This is a genomic window from Streptococcus suis, assembly GCF_002960445.1.
GTDB classification, from domain to species: Bacteria; Bacillota; Bacilli; order Lactobacillales; family Streptococcaceae; genus Streptococcus; species Streptococcus hyiners.
On the sequence record NZ_POJD01000180.1, the window covers coordinates 1 to 12,505 of the forward strand.

The window sequence follows — 12,505 nt, forward strand, 5'->3', positions numbered from 1 at the left end:
TGACCCCTCAAGGGTCACAATTCGAATACGTTCATCCTGTTCTGCTAAAGAAAGTACTAAATCCATCATTTCTTTTTCTGATCTCATTTACATACTCCTCGTTTATTTTTTCTATATTATTACATCTTCTTTTTTGCCGATACAATCAGCATCATTGGGCGTCGCATTTCATCCGCCATCCCCGGAATATCCATCATGTTCTCTGGCGGCTGTGGCTCCACAATCTGATTTATTATAAAACTATTTGAAAGCAGTGTATTTAGATATGTGGTCAGTGTTCTATGATATTTTGTAACCTTCAATAAGGCTTACCCAGACAAGTTTGCGCCAGTAGAAGACTAACCAAGGATTGTGGGAAAGATTACTGGAAATTTTATGCCTATTGAACAGTAAAAACCTCTGAAGTTACTCTTGACTTCAGAGGATTATTTTTATGAAATTTTTATATATTGAATAACAGATTCAAACCCTTGTCGAATAGTTTCAATATCTGTTTCTGGAGCTTGTAAATCAATTATTTTTGTCATATTCCATCTCATCTTCAGTTACCCACATATGATTCTTAACTTCTTTTTGACCATTGGTTGGAGTGTAATTAACAACGTAAACAGTTCTTGTAATAGATTTATCTACTTTTGCTTCAGCTCCCATCATCCCATCCATGTGATCGGCATTCAAGATAACAGTATCGCCCTCATTTGCTACAGTCTTAGTATCTTTTAACTCTTCTTGTACTACCCATCGATGATTCTTAACCATTGGTCCCCCAGTTTTTGGCTTATAGCTTACTTCATAAATTGTAGTATCAAAGGCTCCTACAACTTGAGCTTTTGCACCTTTCATCCCTTTCATATGATCGCCTAGCAGTATAACATTACTTCCCACCGGGAATTTAGGGTGCGCAGCATCTTTCATTGAAGAAGGAACCATACCTTCATGATTCATTCCCTCATGATTCATTCCCTCCATACTATTCATTTTACTAGACGCTATAGAAGTCGATTCCTCGTTTGTACTTTTAGAATTATTCGATTCACTTTGATTGCTACACGCTCCTAAAAATACAATAATTCCAAGACTTACAAATACTAATTTTATCATCTTTTTCACTGTGTTCATCCTCCTTTAATTAATCACATTTAAGTCATCTCATAAATTTGTAATCCAAAAACTTCTTTTTTAATTGTAGCTATTGATAAGTCCTTCTTAGAAAAGATTACTACAGAATTTGATAAGATATCTAAATGAACTTTTTCGATACTATCTATTGAAATCAGTTGAAAAAATATTTTTTGACCAACATTCACATATTAGTTTAGCATTTTTTATCTATTTTTGAAATAAATAACTCTCCTCCTTTATTGAAATGGTAACTTTATAACAAATTTAGTTCTTAGACCTAATTTACTTTTTACAGTTATACTACCTTTATGCGCTTCAACAAAGCTCTTTTCAATACCTTTCCTCCTTTCGACAGACTACAATTGTAGTCGATTGATTACATTTGTAATTATATCATCAAAAAAAATGAGCTGTCAAGAAAAATATTCTCGACAGTTTTTTAATGTTTAAAAAATTCAAGAAGTAGGTGCAAAGTTCCTCTGTTGAAGCAATACGGTTTCTGATACCCCAGCGAACCGTCTCGATAAAACAGACACCGATAAGCTCCTGATAATATTCAATAGGTACATTACCCTTCTGGTATCCACTCTTTTGCATCAAGGTTGGATACAGTTGCTCTTTTAGATACGTTCGTAGTACTCTATGAAAGTAGGGAATTTCAGCTATTCTATAAGTCTACCTCAGTTCCTTCCAGGAAGCGAACGGTTATCTCTCCTTCAAGCCCTATCCTGATATGGTCTAGCACTCGGCACATATCTGAGTGATTGAAGTCTGTCTGCTCCTGCCTAATCAGGTCACTCAATGCTATGCTGTAGTGCTTATCAAGCAGGCGATTCTCTTCTAAGATTTTCTCCCACTTGCCCTCAAGCAAATCAATGTTCTCGCTCAGTATCTCTAACGCCTTTAGGAAAATCTGCTCAAGTGTCGCTTCATCCAAATGGCTACTGTAACACCCTTCAACTCCCTTGATGCGATAGCGGTTGTTACATTGCCAAACTTTACGTTTCCCTCGGCTGGTTGCCCAATTCTTTCGACCAAAGGCAGACCCACAGGCTTGGCAGAAAACCTTGGTGGTAAATGGGTTGTCCTCACTCTGCATGATATAAGACTTGAGCTGATGTTCCTCTCGATAAGTTTTGCGTCTAGCTATTTCCAGTTGAACAGTCTCCCAAATCTCCTCATCAATAATACCTTCGTGGCTATCTTCCACATAGTATTGATTGACTTGTCCATCATTTTGAATAGTTGTTATCCTAGTTGATTAAAAAAATCTCTGATTTCCTCATCTTTTATAAAATAATATATAATTTTCCCCTCTCTTCTAGTGTCCAAGATGTTTTGATTGGCTAGTTTACGAAGATGGTGGGAGGCAGATGCCATACTGAGATTTAATAAACAGGCTATATCGCAGACACAGAGTTCTTCGACGGCAAGGAGATAAAAGATGATATTTATCTGTTTATTATCGGTAAATTTTGATAAAATACGAAGTGATTTTTGGACTTTTTCCTTTTCAAGGTAGTTCGTTGCGGTTGTAACATTTTGTTGATTTATAACATCCACTTGACAGATACTATCTTTTTTCATAATTTTTTCTCCTAGCCTAACACAGCCCATAGCATGTCAAAGCTGTTGTTTTCAATCAGGATATACATCCCCAATCCTAAATAGACGACGGCAATAAACCATCTGCTATATTTTTCCAAAGTTTCTCCAACAGAAGGGACTTGTGCCAATTTTTGGGCAGAAAAAACCAAGAGATAAATCATGACTAGAAAGGTAAGTAAAGCCACTATCAAATTCGCTAAATTTAAGGTAGTAAAATATGGGACAAAGACACCAATATTGTCAGCGCCACAACTTGCAAAAGTAATCATAGCGACTAGAAAGATCAGGTTTTTATTGTCTTTTCGCAAACCATCTTTTGCAATAGCTTCTCCATCAGAATCTCCTAGAAGCAAAACTTTGAGGCCTAGGAAAATTGGAATCAAACCGAGTAAACCTAAAATCTCTTTACTAGGAATATAATTTAAGACAAATGCAAAAAGCAAACTTAGCAATATTAGACTAACAGAGCCTAGAAATTGTCCTAAATAGATGTTAATGATGTCTTTTCTGCTTTTTCTTTTGGCAAAAAATAACATTAGGATAATAAGTAAGTCTACGGCTGTCCCAGAATACAGGATTATTGAAGTAACAACATTTTGAATCATAAAACACCTCATTCAAATATATTTTTGAATGTATTCTAACATTAAACTTTGTAGATGTCAACATAAAATCCACCAAAATATAGATAAGAAGTTAGTGTACCAAATATTAAAAAGCCCTGCCATCGAAATGATAGCAGGGCTTAACTTCAATATCCAGATGATATATTTATCTAAAAATGGTAGAGTAAAAGGTAGAGATTTGATAACTTTGAATAACAATTATTTAACGATTTGAAACAATCCAAACGATTATAAAGATTCAATCAAGATCTCCATCCTACCGATATGCAGTAAAATCTAATTCTTTAAGTAATTTGTTTCAGCATATACGAAAAACCCTTGAAGCCAAGCGATTTCAAGGGTTTTTAATCGTTAATTTGTATCAATTTCCTTATTCCGATTTCAGTCGACTATAGCGATGATTTAAGAGGGGGGGACATCTATTCCCTCATACTACTTTCCCCATGTCCCCACCTTGTGTCTACGGAAATAAAATCCTCTAAAATCCCCCAACATCTCAACTACCTCAACTGAGGTAGTTACACTGATACTACCCCGCCCAAACGTAAAAAGCCTTGTCTCCAAGGCCTTTAATAATGCTTTCGTTCAAAGGTTTCTAGGCTTTCACCAGCAGACCAACTACCTCGACGTGATGCGTATTTGGGAACAAATCCACCGGCCGTACCTTCATCAGTTTATACCCCAATTCCTCATAAAGCTTAATATCACGCGCCATGGTTGCTACATTGCAGGAAATATAGACGATTTTCTCTGGTTGTACAGAGCTACTTGTCTTGATAAAACTCTCCGTTAAACCCTTGCGAGGCGGGTCAACGAAAATTACCGTTGGCTTAATGCCATCTGATACCCATTTTTGCATAGCAGACTCCGCACTATCGCAGACATAAGTCACATTGTCAATCCCATTTCGACTAGCATTCTTTTGGCTGTCAAGAACAGCTTTTTCCACCACTTCCACACCGTAGACATGCTTGACCTGTTTAGCAAAAGACAGTCCAATGGTTCCAATACCAGAATATGCATCAATCACAACATCATCTGCTGAAAAATCAGCAAAATCGATAGCTGTCTGATAGAGTTTTTCGGCCATTTCTGTATTAACTTGATAGAAAGACGGTGCAGAAATCTCAAATTCATTCCCCAGCATGGTGTCGACAATGGTTTCACTGCCATGCAAAAGACGGAATTCTTGTCCAAAAATCGCATTGGTATTCTGGTCATTGATATTCTGGATGATAGAAACCAGATTTGGAAACTGGCTTGTCAAACGCTCAATAAGGGTTTCAACACGGAAAATCTTTGGTCTAGTTGTGACCAAAATCAACATCAACTGACCCGAATAATGACCACGACGAACGACGATATTGCGGATCAGTCCTGTCTGTTCTTTCTCATCGTAAGGCTTCAAATCTAACTTTCTCAATAGGTCACGAGTCGCAAGAATCAAGGCATCGATTTCCTTATGCTGGATATAAAAATCTTCAATTGGAACCAAATCATGCGAATTCTTACGGAAAAAACCAGTTTCTAATTGGCCATTAACTCGACGAACAGGAACTGCCGCCTTGTTTCGATAGGCAAGAGGACTGTCCATTCCAAGAGTACTTTCTACTTCTATTTCTGTAATGCCCGCAATCTTGCGTAGACTATTTTCAACTTGCTTTTTCTTAAATTCAAGCTGGGCTGGGTAATTCAAATGCCCCAAATCTGCAATACCCGTTCTCAGATAGGTCAAATCCAGGTCTTGATTACGGTCTGGTGAGAAGCTCTGCCATTCTTCCACCTTACCAAAACCAATATTTTTCTTGAGCTTCAAAATTCGCATGGAAATCTTCTCACCTGGAAGGGCATTATCAACGAAAAAGACCATGCCATCTAATTTGGCAACCCCCTGGCCCTCATGCGTCAGATCCACCACTTCTACTTCAACAATATCATTTTTCTTAAACATAGTTACTACTTTCTATTTTGGACACGAAAAAAGTGACCGAAGTCACTTTCTAGTATATCACATTTTTATCGCAAGCCCAAATCAGTTAAGCGCTGTTGGTACTTTTCAAAATCAACTCGCAGGGCCATGCCACCATACATATCATAATCGTCAATCCAATCCCCATTTTCAGGAATGGTGATGCGTTCGATGCCATTAGCTGCATCCATAACAACTCCCGGTCCATGAAAGAGCATGAAGGCCTGGGGAACTGTTGTTGGGGTCATCGCCACTACTTTACCAAGTGCTTCAGCCCCTGAAAAGAGCTTCATAGGATTTTTAGCCTGGGTCATGACAGCCGACAAGACTTGTTGCTGACGCTTGGTACGACCGAAATCCCCCTCATCATCTGAACGATAACGCGCGTAGTTAAGCAAGGTTTTACCATCCATCTGCTGTAGACCAACCTGAATGGTTTGATAGGCTGGGGCATTTTCCTCCAGCTGCAAATCATTTGGCACTTCCACCGAGCTAACCGTTTCTCCATCTATGGTTGAAAATTGTGCATCAATAGTCACACCCTCTGGAAAGAGTGTATCAATTGTTGTCGCAAAAGTGGCAAAATCAACCATAGCATAATAGTCAATATCAATACCAAAATTGTTTTTCAAAGCCTTACGAACTTCTTCAGCTCCCTGCTGATTATCCTGCTCTCCAAGGGTATAGGCGGTATTTAATTTATACTCATAACCCTCAATATCGACCAAGGTATCCCGCATAAAACTAACCAGTTTGACCTTATTATCTGCATTATTGATATTTAAGACCATAATGGTATCTGTCCGTATTTCGTCCGTGCTTTCACCTGCACGTCCATCCGTACCCAAAATCAAAATATTGGTACCATTAGCAGAACTAACCCCGTTAAATACTTCAGCAGTAGGCTGCTCACTCACACTATTCAGGCCCTTAATGAAACTAAAGCCCAAAGCAAAAACAAATAACAAAAGGACTACGGCTAGGAGCCTGAAAATCCGCTTTACTCCCCATTTCTTTCTTTTCTTTGGTTTCAATGGCATTTTAGGGACATAGTCCACTAATTCTGCTCTCTCACTAATCTGCTTTTTTCTTCTACTTCTTCTGGACCTAGTATCCGGATAGGCTGGAAGAAGGTCATCATCTGCCTTAGCAACTTCCTCAGACCAGGCATCACCTACAAAGTCCTCAGAAAACACAGGACTTTCATCATTCATTTGCTTTTTCGGTTTCCCATGTTGAATACGAAGTTCCCTCTTATAGAGAAGATAGTCCAACTCCTTCCGCTCTTTATCATTTAAATAATGGATATTTTTATGTAAATAATCCAACCTCAACTCTTCATGATGGGTTAAGATTCCTTTGTTTTTCGTCATACGTTCATCTTTATCCTAACTAGCTAGGTACACTTGATAATTACCTAGTATTTTACATGATATTCCCAAACTCGTCAATTCTTCAAGGGAATAGGACAGTAGGTCCTCTGATTGATTTTCAAGGTCCAGTATGAAAAAATACTCTCCCAAGGCTGTTTTTAAAGGCCGACTTTCAATTTTTGTCAGACTAATTCCTCTCCATGAAAAGACTGACATAGCTTTATATAAAGCTCCTGGTAAATTATCTGGTAAGGTTAAGGCCAAACTAACCTTTTTAGTCACTTTCTGAAGGCCGATTTCTGGAACTTCATTACCCAGTATCCAAAATCGTGTGAAATTTTCACTCATCTCTTGAATATCTTGTCCAATTACCATTAGACCATATTCCTCTGCCGCAGCTTGTGGTGCTATAGCCGCATAAGGCTGGGCTGGATGCTCAGCCACATACCGAGCTGCATAGGCTGTACTAGCTGTCACCTCTATCCGAGCATGGGGAAAATGCTCCAGAATATATTTCTTACCCTGTGCAATAGCCTGTGGGTGTGAATAAATAACTTCGATTGCCTTATCTGCACCCATTGCCAAAAGTTGCTGGGCTATGGGTTGAACAATTTCGGCAACTGCATGGATTTCCGCCTGATGAAAAAGATAATCGATGGTTTCGTGGACACTACCCTCAATAGAGTTTTCAACTGGAATAACAGAATAGACAACCTGCCCTGTTTCATAAGCCTTAATCACTTCTGTAATAGTTCCGAAAGCCTGCAAATCAGCACTTGGAAAGGCCTGTTGGGCAACTTGGTGGGTAAAAGAACCGCGCGGTCCTAGGTAAGCTACTTGCATAGAATCTTCCTTGCTACTTGTTCTGGAGTTAGGTGGTCTGTATTGATAATGGTAGCCGCCAATCCTTGATAAAGGGTCATGCGTTCTTGATAGATAGTTTCAAATTCTTCCTTGCTATGTTGCAAAAAAAGGGGACGCTTTGATTGACTATCTTGGCTAATACGCTCATAGGCAACTTCAAACGATGCAGTCAAAAGAACATTCTTTTCTTTATTATCTAATAATAACTGACGATTGAACTCAGATTTGACCACACCGCCACCAGTCGATACAAGACAGTCAGCAGGCAAATCCAATAATTCTTTCAAGACTTCCGTTTCAACTTTACGAAAAGTAGCTTCTCCTTCGAGCTTGAAATAATCAGCGATGGTCATGCCAATCCGTTCTTCAATAATTTGGTCCATATCGTAAACAGGGAGGTCCAACAAACGTGCTGTGGTGGTTTTTCCAACTCCCATAAATCCAAGTAAAACGATTGGCATAGCTTCTCCTAATCTATCAAACTATTTAAGTGATCAAAGAAGGCTGGATAGCTAGTATTGATAGCCTCCGCTCTCTCTAACTCCACTTCTCCATCCTGAGCCAAAAGGGCCGCAATAGCCGTCATCATACCAATACGATGGTCACCGAAGGTATTAACAGTCGCACCATGCAAGGCAGTCGGACCATGAATAATCATACCATCCTCTGTCGGCTCAATCTTGGCTCCCATGCTATTAAGGGCATCTGCCACCACTTGAATGCGGTCTGTTTCCTTGACTTTCAACTCCTCAGCATCTCGGATAACTGTTGTCCCATTTGCCTGTGTGGCTAAAAGAGCAATAATCGGCAACTCATCAATCAAGCGTGGAATTAAGTCACCAGCAATCTCCGTAGCCTTCAAGTCAGAAGTTTCCACCGTAATGGTCGCAGATTTTGCAATCTCATCAATATCTGATAGTGTCATCTGACCACCCATGGCCTCGATAACATCTAAAATCCCAGTCCGTGTTTCATTGATACCGACATTCTCCAGAACAATCTTGGAATTTGGCACCACCAAACCAGCTACTAACCAAAAGGCCGCACTTGAAATATCGCCCGGAACCGTAATCTCCTGACCTGTAAATTCCTGACCACCTTGGATACGAATTTCCTTGCCATTGACCGTCAACTCACCGCCAAACTGGACAATCATGTCCTCCGTGTGATTGCGGGTCAACTCTTTTTCAATGATGACACTTTCGCCCTCAGCCTGTAAGGCTGCAAATAGCAGAGCAGACTTGACTTGGGCGGATGCTACAGGGAGTTTGTAGTGAATTGGTTGTAGATTCTTGCTACCCTTGATGACCAGAGGTGGCAAATCACGCTCGGTCTGACCAGAAATTTCCACACCCATTTGACTAAGAGGAATGGTCACACGATCCATTGGCCGTTTAGAAAGAGAATCATCACCAAACATAGTCGCTTCAAAGTCCTGACCAGCTAAAACACCAGAAATCAAGCGGATAGATGTCCCTGAGTTGCCCATGTCCAAATGATTTTTCGGAGCTTGTAAGCCTTCAAAACCAACACCATGTACTTCAACCACGTCACCCTTGTCTTCAATGGTGACACCCAAATCACGAAAGACCTGCATGGTGGATAAGACATCCTCACCACGTAAAATATCATAGACCTTAGTAACACCTTTGGAGATGGAGCCAAAAATAATGGAACGGTGACTGATAGACTTATCACCTGGTACTCGGATAGTTCCTTGTAAATTTTCTACATTAACTCTCAATTTCATGACTTTACCTCAAAATAGTATTAGTTTCATTCTACCACATTTACAAAATATTTTCAGATTTTTTTGACAATTTATTGACAATAGCTGAAAATAATATATCTTTTATGTTGAATTTTCAGAATTTACTGTAAATTACACTTAGCATCCTATATCTTTATTTAAAAATCTTAAAAATAATGGTATAATTGAAAAAATCTAGTTACGAAAGAGGACAATCTATTGTTTACAGCAACCAGTGAAAAAATTGACATCAATCAAGTACGAGAGCATTCTAAACTTTCTCCAGAAACACTTGCCAAGAAACAAGCTCGTGACCGTGAACTTGAAGCCATCTTAAAAGGTGAAGATGATCGTCTTCTCCTAGTAATTGGCCCATGTTCATCAGACAATGAAGAGGCCGTCTTGGACTACGCACACCGTTTGGCCAAGCTCCAAGAAGAGGTCAAAGATAAAATTTTCATGGTCATGCGGGTCTACACTGCCAAGCCACGTACAAATGGTGACGGCTACAAGGGTCTCATGCACCAACCAGATACAGATGCTGCACCAAGCCTCATCAACGGTATCAAGGCTGTTCGTAATTTGCACTACCGCGTCATTACCGAAACTGGCTTGACAACAGCAGACGAGATGCTTTATCCAGAAAACCTGCCATTGGTTGACGATTTGGTTTCTTACATTGCCGTTGGAGCTCGTTCGGTTGAAAACCAACAACACCGCTTTGTAGCTTCTGGTATTGATGTTCCAACAGGCTTGAAAAACCCGACTTCTGGCAACCTTAAAGTTATGTTTAATGGTATTTTTGCAGCACAGAAGAAACAATCCTTCCTCTTCAACAATTCAGAGGTCGAAACCTCTGGCAACCCATTGGCTCACGTTATCCTTCGTGGTGCTGTCAATGAAAATGGGAAGTATTTACCAAATTACTACTACGACAATCTCTTGGAAACCATTGACCTCTATGATCAATTTGGTTTGAAAAATCCATTTATCATCATCGATACCAACCACGATAACTCTGGCAAAAATTATATGGAGCAAATCCGCATCGTACGCCAAACCTTGATTAACCGTGACTGGAATGAAGCCATCCGTAACTATGTTCGCGGCTTCATGATTGAATCTTACATCGAAGACGGTCGCCAAGATAACCCAGATATTTATGGTAAATCCATTACAGACCCATGCTTAGGCTGGGAAAAAACGCAAGAACTCATCCGAGAAATTTACAAGAGATAGGAAAATACTATGGGAATTCACAAACGTAGCACCAGTTTAGACATTGATAAAGTAAAGGAACTTTCCAAGTTAGAAGGAGATTTTCTGGCTGCAAAAAATCAGCGTGATGAAGAACTGAAAGGCATTATCCGGGGCGAAGATAACCGTCTGCTCTTGGTTATCGGACCTTGCTCTTCAGATAATGAAGAGTCCGTTTTGGAATACGCACGTCGTCTCTCCAAACTCCAAGAGGAAGTCAAGGATAAAATTTTCATGGTCATGCGGGTTTATACAGCTAAACCACGTACCAATGGTGAGGGCTATAAAGGACTGGTTCACCAGCCAGACACTTCTAAATTGCCCGACCTGATCAACGGTATCGCTGCCGTTCGTAACCTGCACTACCGTGTCATTACGGAAACTGGACTAACGACCGCTGATGAAATGCTCTACTCTGCCAACTATCCATTGGTAGAAGATTTGGTTTCCTACCATGCTATCGGAGCTCGTTCGGTTGAAGACCAAGAACACCGCTTTGTTGCCTCAGGCATTGACATGCCAACAGGTATGAAAAACCCAACTTCTGGCAACTTGACTGTTATGTTCAATGGTATCTACGCAGCACAAAACAAGCAAAATTTTATCTACCGCGATGCCGAAGTTGATACAGACGGAAACCCGCTTGCCCATGCTATCCTTCGTGGTGCCAATACTGAGCAAGGAACCTATGAGCCAAATTACTACTACGATATTCTCTTGAAAACCATCAAACAGTATGAACAATTTGGCCTTCAAAATCCATTTATTGTCATTGATACCAACCATGACAATTCGGGTAAAAATTATTTAGAACAAATCCGTATCGTCCGTCAGACCCTCATCAATCGGGATTGGAACGAATCCATTCGCAAATATGTCCGTGGTTTCATGATTGAATCCTACTTGGAAGACGGCCGTCAAGATAGCCCTGAGGTGTTTGGCAAATCCATTACCGACCCTTGCTTGGGCTGGGATAAAACGGAAGCCCTTATCCGTGAAATCTACCAGACCCTATAAACTCAACAATTAAAAAATCAGATGAAAAATGGAGGAAACCTGTGACTATTGATGGATATACTCGCCTGGCTGCTGTTGTAGCCAAGCCAATCAAACACTCTATTTCCCCCTTTATTCATAATCTGGCTTTTCAAGATACAGGTGTAAATGGAGTATATGTTGCTTGGGAAATTCCAGAGGAAGACTTGGCTGTTACGCTAGAAAATATCAAACGATACGATATGTTTGGTATCAACCTATCCATGCCCTATAAGCAGACTGTCATCCCGTATCTCGATAGCCTAACTGACTCTGCTCGATTGATTGGAGCTGTCAATACCGTAATTCATAAGGATGGTAATCTAATTGGGCACAATACTGACGGCATTGGATTTTTCAAGAGCTTGGAAAAACTTAGAGGATTTCAAGTGCACGACAAACGCCTAACCATTCTTGGAGGTGGAGGCGCTTCTACTGCTATCATTGCTCAGGCCGCTCTAGATGGGGCCAAGGAAATCACCATTTTCTGCCGCCAACAAAGCTTGGAAAGAACACAGGCGAGTATTGCACCAATTACTCAAGCTACTGGAGTGCCCATGAAGGTCCTAGCCAACGATGATAGCCAGTTGATGCAAGAAGAAATTACCAAGTCAGACTTGTTGGTCAACGGCACCAGTGTCGGTATGGACGGCGTTTCTCTACCGATCCCAGCTAACCTAGAATTTCCAGAACAACTCTTGGTAGCGGACATCATATACCAACCATTTGAAACACCTTTAATGAAGCTTGCCCAGTCACAAGGCAATCCAACTATCAATGGTTTGGGCATGCTTCTCTTCCAAGCAGCTGAAGCTTTCCAAGCCTGGACTGGTAAAGAAATGCCGACTGACTTGATTTGGGACCAATTAGTCCAGAAATACGACATCAAATAGAGAGGAAA

The 12,505-nt window shown here is 40.3% G+C and carries 13 protein-coding genes and 3 pseudogenes; 4 read left to right on the plus strand and 12 right to left on the minus strand.

All coding sequences use genetic code 11. From position 1 onward, the window contains the following. The 7 genes and pseudogenes from C1G53_RS07390 to C1G53_RS07420 all read right to left on the minus strand — a co-directional run. On the minus strand, positions 1 to 87 hold an 87-nt coding region (locus C1G53_RS07390; RefSeq protein ID WP_161497580.1), incomplete at its 3' end, for an aminoglycoside 6-adenylyltransferase. Positions 88 to 119: 32 nt separating this feature from the next. Further along, positions 120 to 299, minus strand: a pseudogene (locus C1G53_RS07395) (class I SAM-dependent methyltransferase); the annotation flags it as partial. Between the two features lie 211 nt (positions 300 to 510). Next, positions 511 to 1,119, minus strand: coding sequence for a YdhK family protein (locus C1G53_RS07400; protein ID WP_170243550.1), 609 nt, complete (start codon positions 1,117 to 1,119; stop codon positions 511 to 513). Positions 1,120 to 1,139: 20 nt separating this feature from the next. Continuing rightward, positions 1,140 to 1,329, minus strand: a pseudogene (locus C1G53_RS07405) (hypothetical protein). A 460-nt stretch (positions 1,330 to 1,789) separates the two neighbouring features. Continuing rightward, positions 1,790 to 2,332, minus strand: a complete 543-nt coding sequence (locus tag C1G53_RS07410) for a zinc ribbon domain-containing protein (RefSeq protein ID WP_416367538.1) — start codon at positions 2,330 to 2,332, stop codon at positions 1,790 to 1,792. A 38-nt stretch (positions 2,333 to 2,370) separates the two neighbouring features. Further along, positions 2,371 to 2,709 (minus strand): Cd(II)/Zn(II)-sensing metalloregulatory transcriptional regulator CadX, encoded by a 339-nt coding sequence (cadX, locus tag C1G53_RS07415; protein ID WP_000711078.1) that lies wholly within the window; start codon positions 2,707 to 2,709, stop codon positions 2,371 to 2,373. Positions 2,710 to 2,720: 11 nt separating this feature from the next. Beyond that, positions 2,721 to 3,335 (minus strand): CadD family cadmium resistance transporter, encoded by a 615-nt coding sequence (locus tag C1G53_RS07420; protein WP_330847470.1) that lies wholly within the window; start codon positions 3,333 to 3,335, stop codon positions 2,721 to 2,723. 28 nt (positions 3,336 to 3,363) lie between these two features. Between C1G53_RS07420 and C1G53_RS13340 the strand changes: the two genes are divergently transcribed. Then, entirely contained in the window at positions 3,364 to 3,570 is a 207-nt protein-coding gene (locus C1G53_RS13340; RefSeq protein WP_105107604.1) for a FanG protein, read from the plus strand. Between the two features lie 381 nt (positions 3,571 to 3,951). On the opposite strand, the gene rlmD is transcribed toward C1G53_RS13340, so the two are convergent. The 5 genes from rlmD to aroA all read right to left on the minus strand — a co-directional run bounded on the left by rlmD (position 3,952) and on the right by aroA (position 9,312). Continuing rightward, complete coding sequence (rlmD, locus tag C1G53_RS07435; protein ID WP_105118230.1) at positions 3,952 to 5,307, minus strand: 23S rRNA (uracil(1939)-C(5))-methyltransferase RlmD; 1,356 nt, start codon at positions 5,305 to 5,307, stop codon at positions 3,952 to 3,954. Positions 5,308 to 5,372: 65 nt separating this feature from the next. Next, positions 5,373 to 6,698, minus strand: a complete 1,326-nt coding sequence (locus tag C1G53_RS07440) for an LCP family protein (RefSeq protein WP_105118231.1) — start codon at positions 6,696 to 6,698, stop codon at positions 5,373 to 5,375. A 15-nt stretch (positions 6,699 to 6,713) separates the two neighbouring features. Continuing rightward, a complete protein-coding gene (pheA, locus tag C1G53_RS07445; RefSeq protein ID WP_105118232.1) occupies positions 6,714 to 7,541 on the minus strand; it encodes a prephenate dehydratase in 828 nt (275 codons plus the stop codon). After that, a complete protein-coding gene (locus tag C1G53_RS07450; RefSeq protein WP_105118233.1) occupies positions 7,532 to 8,023 on the minus strand; it encodes a shikimate kinase in 492 nt (163 codons plus the stop codon). The genes pheA and C1G53_RS07450 overlap by 10 nt, the downstream gene beginning before the upstream one ends. 8 nt (positions 8,024 to 8,031) lie before the next feature. Continuing rightward, entirely contained in the window at positions 8,032 to 9,312 is a 1,281-nt protein-coding gene (gene aroA / locus C1G53_RS07455) for a 3-phosphoshikimate 1-carboxyvinyltransferase (RefSeq protein WP_105118234.1), read from the minus strand. A gap of 216 nt (positions 9,313 to 9,528) precedes the next feature. On the opposite strand from aroA, the pseudogene C1G53_RS07460 reads away from it, so the two are divergent. From C1G53_RS07460 to C1G53_RS07470, 3 genes and pseudogenes are all read left to right on the plus strand, one after another. Next, positions 9,529 to 10,551, plus strand: a pseudogene (locus C1G53_RS07460) (3-deoxy-7-phosphoheptulonate synthase); the annotation flags it as partial. A gap of 9 nt (positions 10,552 to 10,560) precedes the next feature. Further along, positions 10,561 to 11,586: a 3-deoxy-7-phosphoheptulonate synthase gene (locus C1G53_RS07465; RefSeq protein WP_105118236.1), complete on the plus strand. Its 1,026-nt coding sequence runs from the start codon at positions 10,561 to 10,563 to the stop codon at positions 11,584 to 11,586. Between the two features lie 41 nt (positions 11,587 to 11,627). Beyond that, positions 11,628 to 12,497, plus strand: a complete 870-nt coding sequence (locus tag C1G53_RS07470) for a shikimate dehydrogenase (protein ID WP_105118237.1) — start codon at positions 11,628 to 11,630, stop codon at positions 12,495 to 12,497. The last annotated feature ends 8 nt before the right edge of the window (positions 12,498 to 12,505 follow it).